The sequence below is a fragment of the Photorhabdus aegyptia genome, assembly GCF_000612035.1.
Taxonomy (GTDB): domain Bacteria; phylum Pseudomonadota; class Gammaproteobacteria; order Enterobacterales; family Enterobacteriaceae; genus Photorhabdus; species Photorhabdus akhurstii.
Window position 1 is genome coordinate 78,708 of sequence record NZ_JFGV01000001.1, and the last position, 19,118, is coordinate 97,825.

The following is a 19,118-nucleotide window of genomic DNA, read 5'->3' on the forward strand; positions in this document are numbered from 1 at the left end:
TGATAATCTGACTATGGCTCTGTTGCTTGTATACAAACAGGTAATATCCCGTACTTAAGAATAACAAAAATGACAGATTATACCTCATATGATTGGCCAATATTATTATAGCGATATATGTAATATTGGCCTTTTTTTAATGCTGTTTTTCTGTCAGCATCTTGGGCAAATTCCCTTCACCATACAGATGCAAAACGCCAACAGCAACGAGGTATCGACCGGCAGGTAATTCCTGTAAACGCTTATTCCATCGTTTATTGCGCTCAGTCATCAATAGCTGGTATATCTCTTTACTGAAAGTTGTTGGTAAAGCATGTTCTTGTTGTTCTGGTTGATAGTCCATCCACCAACTGATCATGGTTTGTAAAGCACGGGCATTTGCGTGCCAATGGGTTAATGTATCTTCCAGTAGTGGCAGGCCGTTATTGGGAATTTGATTAAGTAAATTAATTTGTGATTCGGTACCTTCTAGTTCAATAATCGTTTTTCCTTGAGCTTTGGCCGCATTCAGGAGCTGATAATCGATACCGTATTGGGGATGTAATCCAAGGTTTTGTGCTTGCCCAGCTTGTAAAATTAAAGCGATTTGCCATGAGGGCAACAGATTGAGGAACTCTTCTTGCTGTTGGATCTCATTGCAACAGTCCTGAAAATTCTGATACATCTCAGAAGATAAACGTTGTTCGATACGGTGATATGATTGAAACTCATCATGAAATGGAGAGTCTGACTGAGCAATATCTGCTTCCACGATTAATGTATCGGATTGATTAAGCTGTGCTATCAATATTTCCGACAGTGGGAACATATTTTTCGTACCCATATGAATACTGCCCACCAGATGCAAATGTCTATCACCTGCCAGTGTAATATCGTGAGCGGGATAGGGATAACGGTGGAAGGCATTGATTCCTAATATATTGGTAAGGTGTTTAATCAGTCGTCCCATTTGTGCTCCGGTTTAGCATTTATTCTTTAGGCTAACTATTTTTTCAGGTTAATATTACAACTGTATCTCTATCCATTTCCATTGAATGTTTTTTTACTACTATTCAGTATACAAGGAGATTTTACTTGACCGCTGTATTTACTTTTCTAGTTTTTTAAAAATGATAACTAGAGATTTGTAATGAAAACATTGTCGGAGATGTGGTGATTTGATGCAGTAACATGGGGGACATTGCTACATGAAAAAGTGCTGGGGTAGAAGTGTAAAATGCGATCATGGATATGCATTTTTACGATTCACCCCAACATCATTAAAGCAGACTTATTTCTTTAGTGATTCAGAATTTAGGCTTAAACCTCAGTAATCGATTAGCATTACTCACTACCGTAATTGAAGAGAGCGCCATTGCCGCACCTGCGACTACCGGATCTAACAGGGTTCCAGTAAAGGGATAGAGCACACCAGCGGCGATGGGAATCCCCAATGTGTTGTAGATAAATGCGCCTAATAGGTTCTGTTTCATATTGCGCAGCGTTCCTTTGGACAGTTCAACCGCATCAGCCACACCATGCAGACTATGACGCATCAGTGTTATCGCCGCGGTTTCAATGGCGATATCGCTGCCTCCTCCCATTGCAATACCCACATCAGCCTGCGCTAGGGCTGGAGCATCGTTAATACCATCCCCCACCATAGCAACCTTGCGACCTGCTGCTTGCAGTTTCTGAATCGCCTCAGCTTTGCCATTAGGTAATACACCCGCAATCACTTGATCAATACCCGCTTCTTTTGCAATCGCATTGGCAGTAGCCGGGTTATCACCAGTCAGCATCACTAAACGGTAGCCTTGGTGATGTAATCGCTGTAATGCAGTAATGGTATCTTCACGCAGTGGATCGCGAATTGATAGCACTGCCGCCGCTTTACCTCCTGCTGCCAGGAGAACCGGTGTGATGCCTTTTTCTGCCTGTTGAGCAATCAGCGGTTTTAATTCTTGCGTATCAACTTGATTTTGTTCTAGCCAGGCTTGATTACCTAGCAACAAGATTGTGCCATTCACTTCACCACTGATACCGAGTCCAGCCAGAGTACGGAATTGTTCAATTTGCGGCAATGCCAGCCCTTCGGCTTTGGCAAGAATGGCTTTGGCTAATGGATGGTTAGAACCTTTTTCCAGTGCGCCAGCCCAACGCAATACCTCTTGTTCACTGTACCCATTGAAAGTGTGGATATCAGTCACTTGAGGCATCCCTTCCGTCAGCGTACCGGTTTTATCGAAAACAAGGGTATCCAAGGTGCTCGCTTGTTGCAGCGCATCCGCATCCCGCACCAGAACCCCAAATTCTGCTGCCCGGCCGACACCAGAGATAATTGACATCGGAGTCGCCAACCCAAGGGCACAGGGACAGGCAATAATCAACACGGTGGTAATAATGACCAATGAATACATGATCTGTGGCACTGGACCCACGAAATACCAAATAGCACCGGCAATCAGGGCAATCGTGACCACAACGGGAACGAACACGGAGGAAATTTTATCTGCTAACTGACCAATTTCGGGCTTACTGCTTTGTGCCTGACGGACCAGTTTAATAATTCGTGCTAATGTTGTCTGACTGCCAACTGCGGCGGCAGTAAACAGCACCGTACCGTCTTGCACTGTCGTACCGGCATGAATGTTATCGCCTTTGGATTTTTGCTGTGGAATCGGCTCACCGGTGAGCATTGCTTCATCTATCCAAATCTCACCTTGAATGATTTCACCATCAACGGGAACACGATCACCGGTTGCCAAACGTAATGTCATGCCGGGTTTGACATCAGCCAATCGCATCTCTTTTTCGCCATCTTCTGTCACCACACGGGCAGTCGGTGGCGTCAGGTCTAGCAGACGCTCCAGTGCTTTTGAAGAACGCTGACGGGCACGTTGTTCCAGAGCATGACCCAGATTTATCAGACCAATAATCATCGCGCTGGCTTCATAATAGAGATGACGGGCTTGTGGCGGAAAAATATCCGGCCATAGATTGACACTGATAGAGTAAAGCCAGGCTGCGCCTGTTCCTAATGCCACCAATGTGTCCATTGTGGCACTACGGTTTTTCAGGCTTTGCCATGCATTGCGATAGAAGTGACCACCAGCAAAGATCATCACGGCAAGCGTGATAACGCCGATAGTCAGCCAGATATGACGGTTTTCAGGTGTGAGCATCATATTATCGCCCATCATGCCCCACACCATCACGGGAATACCGACGACCAATGCTAATGCTGATTGCCAACGAAAACGGCGCATATTAGCGTCAGAAACTTGTTGCTGACGTTCACGCCGCTCAGCTTCGTCCTGAATCAGTTCTGCGTCATACCCGGCTTTTTCTACTGCTTTAATCAGCGCCTCCGCTGAGGCGCTACCGGTAATTAAAGCGCTGCGTTCAGCAAGATTCACTCTGGCATTTTCCACGCCATCAACACCTTGTAATGCTTTTTGAACTTTGCTCACGCAACTGGCACAAGTCATGCCGTCCAACAGCAACTGGATACTCTCATCGCTATCACTCACAACGGAGACGTCAGTTTTTTCGACCGGAACAGAAGAGGTTGCCGCTGCCAAAGGTTCCGGTCTGTTTGAAGCAGGTAATGTCAGCGGCTCAGATTTTGGGGAGTTTTGACCAGAAGCGAGTTTTGCGTGATAACCCGCCTGCTCAACGGCGGCAATTAGGGTAACGACATCGGCTTTACCGTAAATTTTAGCTGTTTCAGTATTCACATCTGCGGCGATAACGCCATCTACGGCCTCCAGCGCTTTACGAGTCGTACCGGCACAATGCATGCAACTCAGGCCGGAGAGCGCCAGTTCAACGTCAGGTTGGCTGGCGATTATCGCATCGTAACCGGCTGCTTGAATTGTTTCGATTAATGATTCAGCAGAGGCTGCGCCGGTGATTTTGGCATAATCAATCGTAATATCCGCCTGTTCCACATCTGCACGATTTGCCAGTGCCTTTTTCACACTGTTAACACAATGCATACAGGAGAGTCCCTGCAAGGTTAAAATGATTGTGTGTGACATAAAAAAACTCCTAACACATAGTGATGTAATTATTCTTCACACCTGTGTGATAATTGATGATATCTACACAGTTCAAGTGAGTTTCTGACTTGTTGCGAAGGTTAAACCTTCCCGCAAGGGTAAGGTCAAGGGGAAAAAATGAACATCAGTGAAGTTGCCCAAAAAACCGGTCTTACCAGTAAAGCTATTCGGTTTTATGAAGAAAAGGATCTGATTACACCGCCGGCAAGGGGGGATAACGGCTACCGTTATTATCAGCAGAAACATATTGATGAATTAACGCTGTTGTGTCAGGCGAAACAGGTCGGTTTTACGCTTGATGAATGCCGTGAATTTTTAGTGTTATTTCGCAATCCCAATCGTCACAGTGCCGATGTAAAAGCGGCAACATTGCATAAAGTGGCTGAAATAGAAAAGGCGATTAAAGAGTTGCAGAAAATGAGAAGTAAATTGTTAGCTTTGGCGGAAGAGTGCCCTGGAGATGATGGGGCTGAATGCCCCATCATAGATCATTTATCGGGTTGTTGCTCTCATCACTGAGAACTGACTGACTTTACTTTCAAGGTAATGCCATCAATAGCGATTACCTCTACTTCGGTATGGGCGGGTAGTTCACTATTACAGTGAACCCGCCAGCTTCCATCAGCCAGTTTGATCCGGCTGTAACCATTTTCAGTATCGGTAGTCAGTTTGGCTCGGATACCGATGAGCTGGTGGTCTTTCTGGTTCAGGTTATCGCTGCCTTTTGATGGGCGGCGACGTAACCAGTAGCGCCATAGCATTGCGGAAAGTAGCGTCAGAGCGGCAAACAAAACGCCTTGCCATTCCCAATCTATTCCTGGTAGCAGCCAGGTGACAAACGCAACAACGATAGCGGCTATACCCGTCCATAATAGATAGCCGCCAGTTCCCAGAAGCTCTGCAATTAACAGTAAGCCGCCAAAAGAGAACCAGAGCCAGGGGGTTTGAGCCGCAATCTGTGCAATCATGGTTATTTACCTTTTTTGCTTTCGCCAATCAGTTCAGTAATACCGCCAATCGCACCCATCAGATTGCTCGCTTCCAGAGGCATCATAATGACTTTGCTGTTATCGGAGGCACCAATACTGGTCAGTGCATCCGTATATTTCTGGGCAACAAAGTAGTTAATTGCCTGCATGTTACCGTCAGCAATCGCATCGGACACCATTTTAGTTGCGCGAGCTTCCGCTTCGGCGGCACGTTCACGTGCTTCTGCCTGGAGAAATGCCGATTGACGTTCCCCTTCCGCTTTCAGAATTTGAGACTGTTTTTCTCCTTCTGCTTTCAGAATAGCCGCCTGACGGATACCTTCCGCTTCCAGAATATCAGCACGTTTTGTACGTTCTGCTTTCATCTGTGCGTTCATGGCGGAGATCAACTCTTTGGGTGGACGCACATCACGGATTTCAATACGGGTAATTTTCACTCCCCACGGGTTAGTGGCTTCATCAACAATATGCAATAGACGGCTGTTGATAGAATCACGCTGTGACAGCATTTCATCCAGCTCCATTGAACCCAAAACGGTACGGAAGTTGGTCATCGTCAGATTAATGATGGAGAGCTCAAGGTTACTGACTTCATAAGCAGCCCGAACAGGATCGACAACCTGAATGAAGCAGACCGCATCAATGGTAACATTGGCGTTATCGCGGGAAATCACCTCTTGTGAAGGAATATCCAACACTTGTTCCATCATATTAATTTTACGGCCAATGCGATCGATAAAAGGGACGATAATATGCAAACCAGGTAATAAAGTCCGGGTATAACGACCGAAGCGTTCTACCGTCCATTGATAGCCTTGTGGCACTGTTTTTACACAAGTAAAGACAATAACCACCGCAATAAAGATCAGAATGGGTACGGCACCAAAAGCGAATAAATCCATAGCAATTCCTTACAATTAAATAAATCAGTAAAGCAGTGAATAGACCTGGCGACGGTATTTTGAAGCCAGGGTGTTACTGGTCCCCATTGCAGACATAATATCCATCATTGTTTTCCGTACTGCGCCATTGGCAGCGGAAAGGTCCTTTTTCAGGAAGCTAAGTAATAATTCCAGCGCTTCTTCATTACGACTAACTTCATGCAGTTTCAGCGAGAGCTTAACAGCCAGCTCTGCATTTTCTGGTTGAATGGCGAATTCTTGCTGCAATTGTTGGATCTCTGGTGTATCCGCCGCTTGCTTTTGTAACTCAATTTGAGCCAGTAAACTGTGATAATGAGTATCTTGGTCCTGTAATGGAATAAGACTCAGAATTTCCTCGGCCTCTGCTATATTATTGAGCATAATTTGCACTTCGGTCAACATAAGTGCGATTTCACTGTTTTTGGGGGCTAATTGCCAGGCTTCTTTCAGTAGTGGTAGCGCTTCCTGATGTTTTCCTGCTGCGATAAGTTCCTCTGCCTGAGCGGCTTTCAACTCTTCCGGCTTAGGTAATGCGCGGGCAAGCATCTCTCTAATAACTGTTTCAGGTTGTGGCCCTTGAAAACCATCTACCGGTTGGCCTTGTTGCATAATATAAACCGTAGGAATGGCTCGTAAGCCAAACTGTGCCGCGACCATTTGCTCTTTATCGCAATCCACTTTTGCCAATATGAATTGATTTGCATATTCTGCGGCCAGTTTATCCAATATTACGCCTAATTCTTGACAATGAGAGCTACGTTCAGACCAAAAATAAAATAAAACAGGTACAGTCATAGACTGTTCAACGGTTTGATGTAGATTGCTTTCGTTAACATTAATTCCAGTAGAAGTTGGTAACATATAATTAGTCTCTTAAATTTGGTTGTCGCAGGGTATGATTAAATAGATTGAGGTTATTTTCTTAACTTTCAAGTTGTACCACTCTGCTTACTCAGTATTTTATCCATTACTCTTCCTGGTAAAATCCGGCGCATAATCGTGACTGCGTGGGTTATCCAAGTCACTGGATAACGTAATTTGGGGTTCGGACTTTCCAGAGCATGGATCAGTTTGCGCACAACGGCTTCGGGGGTTAGGGTAAAATGGCGGGCGATCCTAGGGTTTCTGACCGGTTTATCGCTTTGCGTTTGATTCACGTTTTCTGCGAAACGTGTTTTTATCGGGCCGGGGACAATCAGACAAGCTTTAATTCCGGTTCCGGCTAATTCCATTCTTAATGCATCTGACCAGGCTTCCAAGGCATATTTACTGGCGGAGTAAGCGCCGCGGCCTGGGGTTGAAATTAGTCCCATAACTGAACTAGTTTGGATAATACGGCCTTCACCATGAAGTTGCATTGCTGGAAGTAATAAGCAGGTAAGTTGATGGGTACCAAATAGATTAGTAGAGAATTGCCGTTCCAGTTGTTCACGACTGATCGTATTTAGTGGGCCATAAATACCAAAGCCGCCGTTATTAAACAGCCCGTAAAGACGGCCATTGGTGAGCCTGATGACCTCGGCGGCGGCGCGTTCAACACTCATTTTGTCATCAAGATCCAATTCGATAGGTTCCAGTCCTAACTCGCGCATATGTTGTAAATCTGCGGGTTTCCGGCAGGCTGCTAATACTCTATAGCCCCGCTGATGTAGTGTTTTGGCCGCCACCAGACCAATTCCACTGGAACAGCCGGTGATAAGAACGGACTTTTGCATAACTTTACCTGCTTATAGACATCAATTTGTTGAAACTAATAGTTTACTACTTAAGAATAATTAAGATGTGCTGATAGTGTGTCAGACATCCAGTCGGCGATAAATGGTTGGGCTGCCAGATTAGGATGTAATCCATCTTGTTGCACCCACTCCGGTTTAATAGCGACTTGTTCCATATAAAACGGAAGCAGGGGGATTTGATTGTGTTCTGCCAGTTTGGGATAAATCTTGGCAAAAGATTCGGTATAACGGCGCCCATAATTTGGCGGCAGACGGATCTGCATTAATAAAGGCTGAATATTGGCTTGTTTCACTAAAGTAATGATCTGTTGCAGATCTTGTTCTGTTTGTTGTGGAGGAAAACCGCGGAGTCCATCGTTGGCGCCCAGTTCTATCAGCACCCAACGGGGTTTATGTTGTTTAAGTAATTCCGGTAGTCTCTCAAGGCCCTGAGCGGCGGTGTTACCGCTGATGCTGCCATTGATGACCGTGATTTTATTACCGGATTTCTGCCACTTTTTTTCCATCAAAGCAGGCCATGACTGCTCAATGGGCAGATGATAACCGGCACTAAGGCTATCACCGAGAATCAGAAGGGTATCAGCCGCAGTCGCTCTGGCGCCAAATAGCATCACTAATAAAAGGAAAAGTAAATGGTAACGGGGAGTATTCTTGAAGTTCAGCATCTTAGTAAGCACGTTGGTCAGGGAGAAAATAAGATCACTATATTGCAGGGAGTCGAGTTGGTTGTCGAGTCGGCACAGACTATCGCTTTAGTGGGAGAATCGGGTTCGGGTAAATCCACATTGCTTGGCATTATTGCCGGGTTAGATGATGGCAGTGACGGCGAGGTTTGGCTGCTAGGGCATAATTTAAGTCAGATGAACGAGGAACGGCGGGCGCAACTGCGGGCTGAAAATGTCGGTTTTGTCTTTCAGTCATTTATGTTAATTCCGACGTTGAACGCATTGGAAAATGTCCAGCTTCCTGCTTTATTGCGTGGCGAATCTGAACAGAGTAGCAGGAAACAAGCGCTTGAATTGCTGGAACAATTGGGATTGGGAAAACGTTTGAAACATATGCCGGCCCAACTTTCTGGTGGTGAGCAACAGAGGGTGGCATTGGCGCGGGCATTCAGCAGCCAACCTAAAATTCTGTTTGCTGATGAGCCGACAGGTAATCTGGATCGGCAAACTGGTGATCGGATTGCTGATTTACTGTTTTCTCTCAATCGTGATTACGCCACAACATTAATTCTGGTGACGCATGACAGCCAGCTTGCTGCCCGTTGTCAACGTTGTTTGCGATTGGTTGATGGCAAATTGAGGGAAGAAAGATGATTTGGCGTTGGTTTTGGCGCGAGTGGCGCACCCCTTCTTTATTGATTGTCTGGTTATCGCTTACGTTGGCGGTGGCTTGTGTGCTGGCGCTGGGAAGGATAAGTGATCGCATTGATCAAAGTGTTCATTATCAGAGTCGGGATTTTCTGGCGGGTGATTTAGTCCTGCGTGCGGCTTATCCGGTAGATGAAGGATGGTTACAACAGGCGAAAAGTCTGGGATTAAAATTGAGTCGACAGCTCTCTTTCACCACAATGACTTATGCCGGGGATATTCCTCAACTTGCGAATGTAAAAGCGGCGGATAGCCGTTACCCGCTATATGGTGAACTGGAAACCCATCCACCGGGTTTGAAAGCGGAAAAAGGAACAGCACTGGTTGCGCCTCGTTTGCTTGAACTGTTGAAAATCAAAGTTGGCGATAATCTGGATGTCGGAGATACCACGCTTAAGGTGAGTGGAGAATTAATTCAGGAACCGGACAGTGGTTTCAATCCCTTTCAGATTGCGCCTCGGATTTTAATCAGTCTTGATGATGCTCAATCTACCGGAGCGATTCAACCGGGTAGCCGTCTGACTTATCGTTATATGTTTTCTGGCGATAAAGAAGCGATTTATCAGTATCAGCAGTTCATTGATCCCCAACTTAAAGTTGATCAGCGCTGGTATACCTTGAAACAGGATAGCGGGGCGCTCGCAAAATCCATTGAAAGGGCGCAGCAATTCTTGTTGTTATCGGCTTTGCTGACGTTATTACTTGCTGTCGCTGCGGTAGCGGTATCAATGACCCACTATTGCCGTAGCCGCCATGATTTGATTGCTGTGCTTAAAACACTTGGTGCGGGACGTTGGGCGTTGCGTAAATGGGTGATTGGTCAATGGTTGGTGATATTGATTGCGGCGGCGCTGGTGGGAACACTGCTGGGATTGATGTTTGAATATCTGCTTGTGCAGATTTTGGCGCCTATGCTGCCGAAGACTTTACCGGTAGCTGGATTCTGGCCGTGGATATGGGCGTTAGGCGCGTTATCTATTATTGCCTTGCTGGTGGGAATACGTCCGTACAAGCAGTTAATGGCAACTCAACCATCAAGGGTGCTGCGTGATGATATTATCGCGCCTATCTGGCCGTTGCGCTATTACCTGCCGTTGGCGGCATTGATGGTCATTAGCGGGCTGAGCTTGTTGGTTGGAACCAAGCCTATGTTATGGGCGTTACTGGCTGGCATGGTGATGGTTGCACTGTTGCTGGCGGTGTTTGGTTGGGGTGGATTGTGGTTATTACGTCACCTGAAACTTCGTCAACTCAGTTTTCGTCTGGCGGTTAATCGACTACTGCGGCAGCCATTTCAGACAGTAGCTCAATTGGCGGCTTTCTCTTTATCATTTATGTTATTTGCTTTGTTGCTGGTAGTTCGGGGAGATTTGCTTGACCGTTGGCAGCAACAATTACCACCGGATAGTCCGAACTATTTTCTGATTAATATGACTGGACAGCAAATTCCGCAAGTAGAACATTTGTTGTCTCAGTATCAGGTTAAACCTTCGGCATTCTATCCGGTGGTATTGGCCCGCTTGACGGAAATTAATGGTCAGTCAGCCATCGCATGGGCAGAGGCCAGGGAATCGGATAGCAACACGGTACAGCGGGAGTTGAACCTGACATGGAAAGAGGAATTACCTCCGTTTAATACCTTGGTGGAAGGTCACTGGCCGCCAAAGGCGGATGAAGTTTCTATTGAGCAAGGTCTTGCAGAGCGTTTGGCAATCAAAATTGGCGATAAGCTAACATTCAGTGGTGATACGCAGCAATTTAGCGCCATAGTTAGCAGTATTCGACGGGTGGATTGGGAAAGTTTGCGGCCAAATTTCTTTTTTATTTTTCCGAAACAAGCATTGGAGAATCAGCAGCAAACCTGGCTGACTAGTTTCCATTATGAAGGCGATGGCCGACTTCTGACGGATCTTAATCGTCAATTTCCAACCTTGAGCCTGCTTGATACCGGCGCGATGATTAAGCAAATTCAGGCTATTTTGCAGCAGGTCAGTAAGGCATTGGAAGTCATGGTTGGGTTGGTCATGGTCTGTGGCGCACTACTGCTATTGGCGCAGGTTCAGGTAGGGATGCATCAACGGCAACTTGAACTGGTGGTTTACCGCACCTTGGGAGCCGGTAAACAGTTACTGCGTCGTACCCTTTGGTATGAATTTGCTTTGCTTGGATTAATGGCGGGTTTTACTGCGGCATTAGGAGCTGAGGTTGCGCTCTGGTTATTACAGACCAAGGTATTTGATTTTCCGTGGCAACCAGCATGGCAGATGTGGCTGTTACTACCAATAATCAGCAGCTTATTACTTTCATTGTGTGGGAGTGGGTTGGGGCTTCGGTTATTACGGGGTACGGGATTACACCGGCGGGTTCAGGGGTAAAAGAGCGATATTTGCAGACATTCGGGGAATGGGTGATCGCTCGTCGAGATGTGATGAACCCATTCCCTGGCTTATTGGCCTATTATCGTTGTTAAGTAAATTCAGCTCTAAGTTGTGGCAAGATTTTCTCACCGAAAGTGGTCAATCCCTGAACATAATCGGGGAAGATCAACATAACGCCGTCCAGTTCGCATTCACGCAATAAATCTGACAATTGTTGGCGACATGTTTCCGGGTTGCCGATAGCTGTGTGGGTCATAAAAGCATTTTGGGATCTTTCAACCATCGCATTGCTTTTTCCGCCAACATCGACGCCAAAACTGTGCATCATGCTTTTAACTGCGTCTATATCCAGGCCATCACGATAGAACTCAGCCAGCGTTTCAGCTTCTTCATCGGTTGCAGCGCAAATAATCGTACACATACAAAAGGTTTTAGTGGTTGTGCCGTATTCGGCTGCAAGACGTTTAGCCATCAGACTAATTTGTCGCGTTTCTTCTTCATCTTTACCACCAATGAAACATACATCGGTATTACGTACACTAAAACGTAGCCCACATTCTGATTGACCGGCACAGACTAAATAAGGGCGCGGAACGGAAACAGGTTTAGGTTCAGAAACACAATTCTGGAAATTAAAGTAATCTCCTTGATGATTAACCTGCTTCTCACTCCAAAGCCGTTTGATCAATTGGGTCCACTCTTCGGTCATTGCGTAACGTTGATCGTGGTCTAAATTGTTATCCCATTCCCCCATCTGTTCAAATTCGTCTTTGAATGAACCAGAGACAATATTCAGCCCGGCGCGGCCATCACTAATTTGATCCAGTGTCGCAATCATTTTGGCTGTCACGGCGGGATTATGCAGCCCGGCATGCATGGTTGCGATAAGCCGGGCATGATGAGTCACTTCGGCAATACCTGCCATCATCGTAACGGATTCCAGCGAACAGCCCCAATGTTCTGTTTCACCGCCAAAGCCGCGCCATTTACTCATCGACATGATGAAATCTAAACCAATTTGATCAGCCAGAATAGCCGCTTCACGGTTTTGCTGATAAGAAGCATCGAGTGGTGGTGTATTTTTGGAAATAATCCATCCACCTTTCGCTATGGGTAGAAATACACCGAATTCTTTTTTTGCCATGATTAATTCCTTGTTTGTCTGTTGTAAGGAATATTTTATAGGTTCATTTTATTGTTAAATTCAGTTAAGTAGTGTGTTGTCATCAGGACATTTCTTCACGATTTGTGACGGTGGTTGCATCATGAATGTGATGATCAGAATAGCTAGCACTGGTATGGCGATAATGAGAAATGCTGGTGTAAAACTACCTGAATAATCCTTAATTGCGCCCACCAGGAAAGGGGCGATACAGGCGGTAGTAGAGATTAGATTCATCACCGAAAACAGTTCCAAATAAGGCGTGCGCCCAAAATAATTGAACAGCAATATACTGGATGCTAGAAAAGTCATGCCATAACCGATGCCAATACACAATGTGAACAGGATTAAAAATGTCCATGAAGTGGTGACACTGAGTGCGATAAGGCCGCAGATAATTATCGACAGACTACCGATAAGCAATTTTTTGGGATCGAGCCATTCACCAACAGCGCCTCCTGCAAATCGTGAGAATGCATTGATAAAAGCCAAAATACTGAGTGAGGAGGCAGCGACAGATTCACTGAATCCGTTTTCAGTAATATGGGCGACTGCAAAACTATTAACGGTTATCCCACACAGTAAAAAAGAGGTATAAGCGGCTGCAATGGCATAGAATTGCCAGGTGTGCAGCGCTTGCCGGACATTCCATATTTCCTTGGTGCGATAGATACTGGTGGGGAGCTGGTCTTGTTGATTTTTGCTAATTCTTTCAGCGTGGGCGTTTTCCTTTTTACCTTCGCGCATAAATAAAATGGTTAATAAACTAATCAGGGTGAGTGATATCCCGGAAATTGCCCAGTGCATACGCCAGTTTTCCCAAAATATTGTTGCCAGGAAATAGATCCACGGACCGACCACGCCCCCTAATCCCCCAATGGTGAAATAGATACCAAAAGCCAATGACTGTTTTTTAAAAAGTCGGCTAATGACATAAGTACCGGGAACCGTCGCCATAAGACTAAAGCCAATTCCTAATAATGTGGTACCGGTAAAATAGGCTGCGATACTGTGGGTGTTATAGAGGATGTAAAAACTGGTGATAAAGGTGAGCGTACCGATCATTAAGGTAGCGCGGACGCCGGTACGACGAATAAACATCGCTGGAAGGTAACTGGACAGCCCACATGACAGGCCAAGTAACGTGAACCCCAAACCGGCATCGGTCCAACTCCAGTGTAATTCCTTAATCATGCTAGGTAATACAACGCCCAGCGAAGTAAATGTGGTTGCGGTGACCAGAAAGTAAATCAAACCCAAAAGTATCAGTAGGAGCCACTGATAAGTACGTCCGAACTGGTCATGTTGAATGGGCATTTTGACTCCATCAGGATAAAGGCCATCAGAAAATTTCTGATATTTTATTCCGATATCAGAAAAAACTATATCGAATAAAGATCCCGTAGCTAAATTGATCGGTTCGATAATAAGGGGTATCTCTTATTTTGTATTTATTTTTTATGGGGTTCAGGACAATGCCAGTCCATAAATGACCGGGTTGATGACCAAGGTGTTTTCCTAAATCGTAATGTAACTCTGGTTTGAAATCGATGGTTTCAGATTGCCCATGTAAACCTAAGGTATAATCGAAAGTGCCGACAACCCGGAAATCACCTAAACGGTTATTGAAGGGAATGCCGTAGTCGATATGGATTCGCTGATCATTCCAGCTTCCTTTGGCATTATTCTCAAAATAAAAAATTGTACGTAACCAGCTAACCCAGCTAGCTTGCCAGTCAATACTAATACCGGGAAAATAGTCGTAATCTATCCCTTTAGTTTTGGCAATCCATTGAGCGAACAAAATATCTTTTACCGGCCCAAAAGAGATGTCATTACCAGCGACTTTACTCAAGCTCACTCTGGGGACAAATTTATAATAGTAGGTACTCTTATCACCTTGGTAATCACTTTGCAGTGAGTTTTGCCAAATACTATAGACGTACATATCGCCGACACTGTAGTCGCCGAAAGCCTCCAAAATCGGTGAAATCGTTTTTTGGGGATCGACCCGATTTTCAAATTGCACATAAAGGCTGGTATCAATAGATTGAAAGTTGACAAAGTTACCGGCTTGAGCTTGATTGATTGTCGCCAGCAATAACAGCATTGCGGGTAATCCGCTTTTCTTTAATCGAGTGCCTATCCAACGCCAAGCCATTGCCAGATAAGCAGCACCATAAAATCGAGAAGAGAGACTTAAGGTGAAAAAAAGCGGGGGATAGTTTTTCGTATTATGGATTTTTGTGGCAAGTAACACGAAGATTCCCTTTCTCATACAGTATCGGGTTGGTGGTTGTTAACATTGATCTAATAAAACAGTTTTGTCAAAGGGATATTTAATTTTATTGATGAAAGGTGGAGGGAGTAGAAATATAAGATTATTTTAATCTTAGTGATTTTTCAGTGTTAGTAATATATTGATTATTTAATTAGCGACAGATTGTTTATTCAACTTGATATTAAGGATTGGGAAAAATATTGTTAATTAATGGTTTTGTGAAAATATTTTTGTAATTATATTTTAGTTAACTTAAGTATATAATTTATTTTTTCTTGATCAATTAGAGTTTTTAATGATAATAATAAATTAGTTCCTGTTTTGGTATAATCAAAACCATTTTCAACTTTAAATAATTATTGCTTTGTTTTTTAAATATGGAGATAAAATATCTTTTTTTAATATTTATCTTGAGTAATTATCTTTAATGAAATAAAAATATAATAAATGTTTAAGGTGATAATTCATTTGATTTATTTATAATAAAAACAGATTGTAAGTGAAATATTGTAAATTATAATTCTTTGTCTGATAATTCTATTATGATATGCTTTTAATTAAATGATAAATATTCAAGGTAAAGCATTTTCATAAGTTATAAAAGTAATCTTCGATTCTATCTTTGTTGATGTTTGATAATTATCAATTTAACGGTAAAAAATCATCCATTCCACAAAAAGCTTGATATAATTAAAAACTATAGGGTAAAGTAGTTTATTGGCTTTTAAATATTTTATTAAAATTCTGATTTAAATCAAGTGTATAAAAGATATTTTGTAAATATGGGGTAGGAAAATGTGGTCAATAGAGTTAATAAAATTTTATTAGATATATTTATGAAAACCATAAATTATTTTAATGTAACAAGGGCATTTCTACTTAATATAAATAAAAGAGGGTGATTATGTATACTGGAATTGTGCAAGGAAAAGAAAGCGTATTATCTCTTGAGAAAAGAGAAGGATTTAGTTCATTGACCGTTAGTAATAATAACCATTTCTTTGATGATGTTTCTGTGGGGGCCAGTGTTGCGATTAATGGTACATGCTTGACTGTCACTCAATTTAAAAACGATATCGTCTGGTTTGATATATCAGATTTTACGGCTGATGTGACCACATTAAAGTTTTTAAATGTGGGGGATGAAGTTAATATTGAAAGATCACATCAAATGAATAAAGAGAATGGTGGTCATAGCTTATATGGACATATTGAAGGTGTAGCAGAAGTCGTTAATTTTATTAAAACTGGTGAAACTTATCGATTAGTGATTAATATTCCTGGCGATAATATAAGATACTTTTTCCATAAAGGTTTTATTGGGCTGCATGGTTGTAGCTTAACAATAAATGGTATAAATGAAGAAGAGAAAACCATAGAGTTGAATTTAATTCCAGAAACGTTAAGAGCGACTAATCTTGGTAATATTAAAGTTGGCGATTTACTTAATTATGAAATAGATCAAACAACCAGAACGATTGTAGATACGATATCCAGATCGATGAATGCTAATAGATCAATATGATAATTGAAGTAATATAAATAAACTAGGATGAGTTGAAGTGCGAAGCGGTAAGTTACTTTACTTCCGCTTCTACAATTAATCTAAGGCTATTAAATGACAAACGTTTGACTATTTTGATGGACGATTGTCATATATTCCATAATAAATAGTTAACTTGAGTTTCGCTTGAGATAGTGAATTAAAGTACTTAGATACTATCTGAATTTCTGATGATAACCAAAGAGGTAGAAATCCTCAGATTGATTGCAAGGAGTCTCATATCATCTAGATTTGCTGATGCAAGTTAGTTTTGAATACCTTTATGGAGAAAAATAGCCCAGAAATTGGGCTATTAAGGATAAGTCTTACATCTTGAATAGTTTTGCATGACTTCCAACCCGATATAAAAAAACTTCTTGGTCAGTTCTCTTATAAATCAATAGGAGATCTGGTTTTCCATGACATTCCAGATACCCAATATAATTCCCTTTCAATGAATGTTCTTTATATTCGGGAGGAAGGGGTTTTCCTGTAGCGAGCAATTTTAATACGGTATCAATAACGAAGAGGGTTGCTCTATCATATTGATAAGGTTTTAAATCCTTTTTAAACGCGGATGAATAGCGAATTCTGAGCATATTTTATTGGAAAATTTTGTCCCAAAATTCATCTATGGTACCTACGCTTGTACCGCCGCCACTTTCCAGCTCATGGATTGCTGCCTGCGTTGTAGCATTAGGAACATGGTGTTCTTTTGTCGCTCTAGTTAATACCAAACGGACAAAGCTAGACATATCCAAACTATTATCCCTAGCGGCTTGTGCTACCGCATTTTTCAGTTCTTCAGAAACACGAACTTTCAACATGGCTGTATTCATATGTGCCTCTACGTATCTTACTATTTTGTATCCTTACTGTAGGACTATTGTGGACACAAATCAAGATGGAAAGATCAATAAATAAACAATGTTAGTGTTAGACTTAACTTCAGCTTTGCTCAAGAAGGGGCTAAAGTATGAGCAGAGTTCACCTATGTACCTTTGGGCTGATGATTCTTAAACAGAACTGAGGTTTAGTTAAATTAATTTTTCCTGCGCCCATTCAAGGCCACTCTGATATTCAGGAGGCAGCATAGGAACAAGTTTCTGCAATGTATCTTTTAATTCATTTTTATCAAAGTGAGAAAGATTAAGATGACCAACTTTACGTGCAGGGCGAACTTCTTTTTCATACCAATGTAAATGTACTAATGGCAAGCTTAACCATTGGGTATTGATATCTGTACCAATCAAATTGATCATAACTGACGGCGCAGTGACTTCTGGTCGAGGCATGGGCAAATCCAGAATAGCGCGAAGATGTAATTCAAACTGGCTGATAGATGCGCCGTTTTGAGTCCAATGACCGCTGTTGTGAACACGTGGTGCCAGTTCGTTAATTAATAAATTATCACCGACAATAAAACATTCCATCGCCATCACGCCGATATATTTCAACTCGTGCATAATCGCTGACAGCATACTCTCAGCCTGCTGTTGTAAATGGTAATGTTGTAACTGGTTATTTTCCTGAGGAGAAACAATACTGGCGCGGAGAATACCATCTTGATGCAAATTGTGCGCTAAGGGGTAGAACACACAATCGCCATTTTTATTGCGGGCGCCGACCAGTGAAACTTCGCCAGAGAAAGGAATGGCTTGCTCAGCAATACATTCACCATAAATATCAGCGGGTAATGCTGTTTCATCTCCGGGACGAATACGCCATTGCCCTCGGCCATCATAACCACCAGTACGGCGCTTAACGATAATGAAATTACCGAGTTCAGAGAATAATTGCGGCCATTGGTTGGCATCAGAGAGTAATTGCCACGGAGCCGTTGCCAGCCCAAGGCTATCCATTAACTGTTTTTGCGGCAGACGATCGGCCAGACGGGGAAAGATATCTCGATTAGCGAAAGCCTTATGACGGGCAAGTTCCTGAGTAAGAGCCGTTTCCGGCCAGCGCTCAATTTCAGCGGTAATCACGCTATTCTGATAAGGAACCGCTTCGGGTTCTGCATCCAGGCCAACAGGATAAACCGTGATACCTAAAGGCTCACCAGCTTGACGCAACATGCGGCCGAGCTGACCATTGCCTAATACACAAACTGGCTTCATGCTTCCTCCCGCGGATCGGGATTATCGAGTACATCCTGAGTTTGTGTTTCACGCCAGTGGCTGAGGCGTTGCAGTAAATCTTTATCATGACGAGCCAGAATCTGTGCGGCCAATAGGGCTGCGTTTGCCGCTCCGGCTTTCCCAATCGCAAGTGTGCCGACAGGAATCCCTTTTGGCATCTGTACGATAGAGTAAAGACTATCTACGCCATTCAGTGTAGCGCTTTGTACGGGGACGCCAAGAACTGGCACTAGCGTTTTAGCTGCTAGCATGCCGGGTAAATGAGCGGCGCCGCCGGCACCGGCGATAATGACATCAAAACCATTTTGTTCAGCTTGCTCGGCAAAACTGAATAGTTTATCGGGTGTACGATGAGCAGAAACAATTTCAACATGAAAAGGTACATTAAGAGAAGTGAGAATATCAGCCGCGTGCTGCATAGTCGTCCAATCGCTTTTAGAACCCATGACAATGGCGATTTTGGCATTGTGTTGAGTTGTTCCTGCTAAATCAGGCTGGGCAGTCATAAATCAAATGCTCCTGTGTTTTAACGTCCACCAGAATGAAAAT

18 protein-coding genes are annotated in these 19,118 nt (G+C 43.4%); 4 read left to right on the forward strand and 14 right to left on the reverse strand.

The window, feature by feature from the left end; all coding sequences use genetic code 11:
* Positions 1–136 precede the first annotated feature (136 nt).
* Together BA1DRAFT_RS00365 and copA are read right to left on the reverse strand one after the other, a co-directional pair.
* Entirely contained in the window at positions 137–949 is an 813-nt protein-coding gene (locus BA1DRAFT_RS00365; RefSeq protein WP_036775191.1) for a TraB/GumN family protein, read from the reverse strand.
* 337 nt (positions 950–1,286) lie between these two features.
* A complete protein-coding gene (gene copA, locus BA1DRAFT_RS00370; protein ID WP_036775193.1) occupies positions 1,287–4,022 on the reverse strand; it encodes a copper-exporting P-type ATPase CopA in 2,736 nt (911 codons plus the stop codon).
* 138 nt (positions 4,023–4,160) lie between these two features.
* Here copA and cueR point away from each other — a divergent pair, with 138 nt between their 5' ends.
* Positions 4,161–4,562, forward strand: coding sequence for a Cu(I)-responsive transcriptional regulator (gene cueR, locus BA1DRAFT_RS00375; RefSeq protein WP_036775196.1), 402 nt, complete (start codon positions 4,161–4,163; stop codon positions 4,560–4,562).
* On the opposite strand, the gene BA1DRAFT_RS00380 is transcribed toward cueR, so the two are convergent.
* The 5 genes from BA1DRAFT_RS00380 to tesA all read right to left on the reverse strand — a co-directional run bounded on the left by BA1DRAFT_RS00380 (position 4,556) and on the right by tesA (position 8,353).
* A complete protein-coding gene (locus BA1DRAFT_RS00380; RefSeq protein WP_036775198.1) occupies positions 4,556–5,011 on the reverse strand; it encodes an NfeD family protein in 456 nt (151 codons plus the stop codon). The genes cueR and BA1DRAFT_RS00380 overlap by 7 nt on opposite strands.
* Positions 5,012–5,013: 2 nt before the next feature.
* Positions 5,014–5,934 carry an SPFH domain-containing protein gene (locus BA1DRAFT_RS00385; protein ID WP_036775200.1) on the reverse strand — a complete coding sequence of 307 codons (921 nt, stop codon included), beginning with the start codon at positions 5,932–5,934 and terminating at the stop codon, positions 5,014–5,016.
* A 24-nt stretch (positions 5,935–5,958) separates the two neighbouring features.
* Entirely contained in the window at positions 5,959–6,816 is an 858-nt protein-coding gene (locus tag BA1DRAFT_RS00390; RefSeq protein ID WP_036775202.1) for a co-chaperone YbbN, read from the reverse strand.
* A gap of 68 nt (positions 6,817–6,884) precedes the next feature.
* Positions 6,885–7,670 carry an SDR family oxidoreductase gene (locus BA1DRAFT_RS00395; RefSeq protein WP_036775204.1) on the reverse strand — a complete coding sequence of 262 codons (786 nt, stop codon included), beginning with the start codon at positions 7,668–7,670 and terminating at the stop codon, positions 6,885–6,887.
* Between the two features lie 50 nt (positions 7,671–7,720).
* A complete protein-coding gene (gene tesA / locus BA1DRAFT_RS00400; RefSeq protein WP_200868749.1) occupies positions 7,721–8,353 on the reverse strand; it encodes a multifunctional acyl-CoA thioesterase I/protease I/lysophospholipase L1 in 633 nt (210 codons plus the stop codon).
* Here tesA and ybbA point away from each other — a divergent pair.
* On the forward strand, positions 8,324–9,010 hold the full coding sequence (ybbA, locus tag BA1DRAFT_RS00405) for a putative ABC transporter ATP-binding protein YbbA (protein WP_036775208.1): 687 nt from the start codon (positions 8,324–8,326) through the stop codon (positions 9,008–9,010). The two genes, tesA and ybbA, sit on opposite strands and share 30 nt — an antisense overlap.
* Complete coding sequence (gene ybbP / locus BA1DRAFT_RS00410; RefSeq protein ID WP_036775210.1) at positions 9,007–11,439, forward strand: putative ABC transporter permease subunit YbbP; 2,433 nt, start codon at positions 9,007–9,009, stop codon at positions 11,437–11,439. The genes ybbA and ybbP overlap by 4 nt, the downstream gene beginning before the upstream one ends.
* A 91-nt stretch (positions 11,440–11,530) precedes the next feature.
* Here the strand turns inward: ybbP and BA1DRAFT_RS00415 are convergent, their stop codons facing one another.
* The 3 genes from BA1DRAFT_RS00415 to BA1DRAFT_RS00425 are packed head-to-tail and all read right to left on the reverse strand — an operon-like array spanning position 11,531 to position 14,864.
* Complete coding sequence (locus tag BA1DRAFT_RS00415; protein ID WP_036775212.1) at positions 11,531–12,586, reverse strand: LLM class flavin-dependent oxidoreductase; 1,056 nt, start codon at positions 12,584–12,586, stop codon at positions 11,531–11,533.
* Between the two features lie 60 nt (positions 12,587–12,646).
* A complete protein-coding gene (locus tag BA1DRAFT_RS00420) occupies positions 12,647–13,921 on the reverse strand; it encodes an MFS transporter (RefSeq protein ID WP_036775214.1) in 1,275 nt (424 codons plus the stop codon).
* A 55-nt stretch (positions 13,922–13,976) separates the two neighbouring features.
* Complete coding sequence (locus BA1DRAFT_RS00425; RefSeq protein WP_235200932.1) at positions 13,977–14,864, reverse strand: outer membrane protein OmpK; 888 nt, start codon at positions 14,862–14,864, stop codon at positions 13,977–13,979.
* Positions 14,865–15,789: 925 nt separating this feature from the next.
* On the opposite strand from BA1DRAFT_RS00425, the gene BA1DRAFT_RS00430 reads away from it, so the two are divergent.
* Positions 15,790–16,410, forward strand: coding sequence for a riboflavin synthase (locus BA1DRAFT_RS00430; protein WP_036775216.1), 621 nt, complete (start codon positions 15,790–15,792; stop codon positions 16,408–16,410).
* Between the two features lie 344 nt (positions 16,411–16,754).
* Here BA1DRAFT_RS00430 and BA1DRAFT_RS00435 read toward each other — a convergent pair whose 3' ends face one another.
* The 4 genes from BA1DRAFT_RS00435 to purE all read right to left on the reverse strand — a co-directional run bounded on the left by BA1DRAFT_RS00435 (position 16,755) and on the right by purE (position 19,075).
* The gene (locus BA1DRAFT_RS00435) at positions 16,755–17,027 is read right to left on the reverse strand and encodes a type II toxin-antitoxin system YafQ family toxin (protein ID WP_036775218.1); all 273 of its coding nucleotides are present in this window, start codon (positions 17,025–17,027) and stop codon (positions 16,755–16,757) included.
* Between the two features lie 3 nt (positions 17,028–17,030).
* On the reverse strand, positions 17,031–17,267 hold the full coding sequence (locus BA1DRAFT_RS00440; protein ID WP_036775220.1) for a type II toxin-antitoxin system RelB/DinJ family antitoxin: 237 nt from the start codon (positions 17,265–17,267) through the stop codon (positions 17,031–17,033).
* Positions 17,268–17,465: 198 nt separating this feature from the next.
* A complete protein-coding gene (gene purK / locus BA1DRAFT_RS00445) occupies positions 17,466–18,548 on the reverse strand; it encodes a 5-(carboxyamino)imidazole ribonucleotide synthase (RefSeq protein ID WP_036775221.1) in 1,083 nt (360 codons plus the stop codon).
* Entirely contained in the window at positions 18,545–19,075 is a 531-nt protein-coding gene (purE, locus tag BA1DRAFT_RS00450; RefSeq protein ID WP_036775223.1) for a 5-(carboxyamino)imidazole ribonucleotide mutase, read from the reverse strand. Before purE ends, purK begins: the two co-directional genes overlap by 4 nt.
* Between the last annotated feature and the right edge of the window lie 43 nt (positions 19,076–19,118).

What these genes read in the sequence shown, in the direction of transcription:
- BA1DRAFT_RS00365 (WP_036775191.1), bottom strand. Translation starts at nt 949, where the DNA reads ATGGGACGACTGATTAAACACCTTACCAATATATTAGGAATCAATGCC.
- copA (WP_036775193.1), bottom strand. Translation starts at nt 4,022, where the DNA reads ATGTCACACACAATCATTTTAACCTTGCAGGGACTCTCCTGTATGCAT.
- cueR (WP_036775196.1), top strand. Translation starts at nt 4,161, where the DNA reads ATGAACATCAGTGAAGTTGCCCAAAAAACCGGTCTTACCAGTAAAGCT.
- BA1DRAFT_RS00380 (WP_036775198.1), bottom strand. Translation starts at nt 5,011, where the DNA reads ATGATTGCACAGATTGCGGCTCAAACCCCCTGGCTCTGGTTCTCTTTT.
- BA1DRAFT_RS00385 (WP_036775200.1), bottom strand. Translation starts at nt 5,934, where the DNA reads ATGGATTTATTCGCTTTTGGTGCCGTACCCATTCTGATCTTTATTGCG.
- BA1DRAFT_RS00390 (WP_036775202.1), bottom strand. Translation starts at nt 6,816, where the DNA reads ATGTTACCAACTTCTACTGGAATTAATGTTAACGAAAGCAATCTACAT.
- BA1DRAFT_RS00395 (WP_036775204.1), bottom strand. Translation starts at nt 7,670, where the DNA reads ATGCAAAAGTCCGTTCTTATCACCGGCTGTTCCAGTGGAATTGGTCTG.
- ybbA (WP_036775208.1), top strand. Translation starts at nt 8,324, where the DNA reads ATGGTAACGGGGAGTATTCTTGAAGTTCAGCATCTTAGTAAGCACGTT.
- ybbP (WP_036775210.1), top strand. Translation starts at nt 9,007, where the DNA reads ATGATTTGGCGTTGGTTTTGGCGCGAGTGGCGCACCCCTTCTTTATTG.
- BA1DRAFT_RS00415 (WP_036775212.1), bottom strand. Translation starts at nt 12,586, where the DNA reads ATGGCAAAAAAAGAATTCGGTGTATTTCTACCCATAGCGAAAGGTGGA.
- BA1DRAFT_RS00420 (WP_036775214.1), bottom strand. Translation starts at nt 13,921, where the DNA reads ATGCCCATTCAACATGACCAGTTCGGACGTACTTATCAGTGGCTCCTA.
- BA1DRAFT_RS00430 (WP_036775216.1), top strand. Translation starts at nt 15,790, where the DNA reads ATGTATACTGGAATTGTGCAAGGAAAAGAAAGCGTATTATCTCTTGAG.
- BA1DRAFT_RS00435 (WP_036775218.1), bottom strand. Translation starts at nt 17,027, where the DNA reads ATGCTCAGAATTCGCTATTCATCCGCGTTTAAAAAGGATTTAAAACCT.
- BA1DRAFT_RS00440 (WP_036775220.1), bottom strand. Translation starts at nt 17,267, where the DNA reads ATGAATACAGCCATGTTGAAAGTTCGTGTTTCTGAAGAACTGAAAAAT.
- purK (WP_036775221.1), bottom strand. Translation starts at nt 18,548, where the DNA reads ATGAAGCCAGTTTGTGTATTAGGCAATGGTCAGCTCGGCCGCATGTTG.
- purE (WP_036775223.1), bottom strand. Translation starts at nt 19,075, where the DNA reads ATGACTGCCCAGCCTGATTTAGCAGGAACAACTCAACACAATGCCAAA.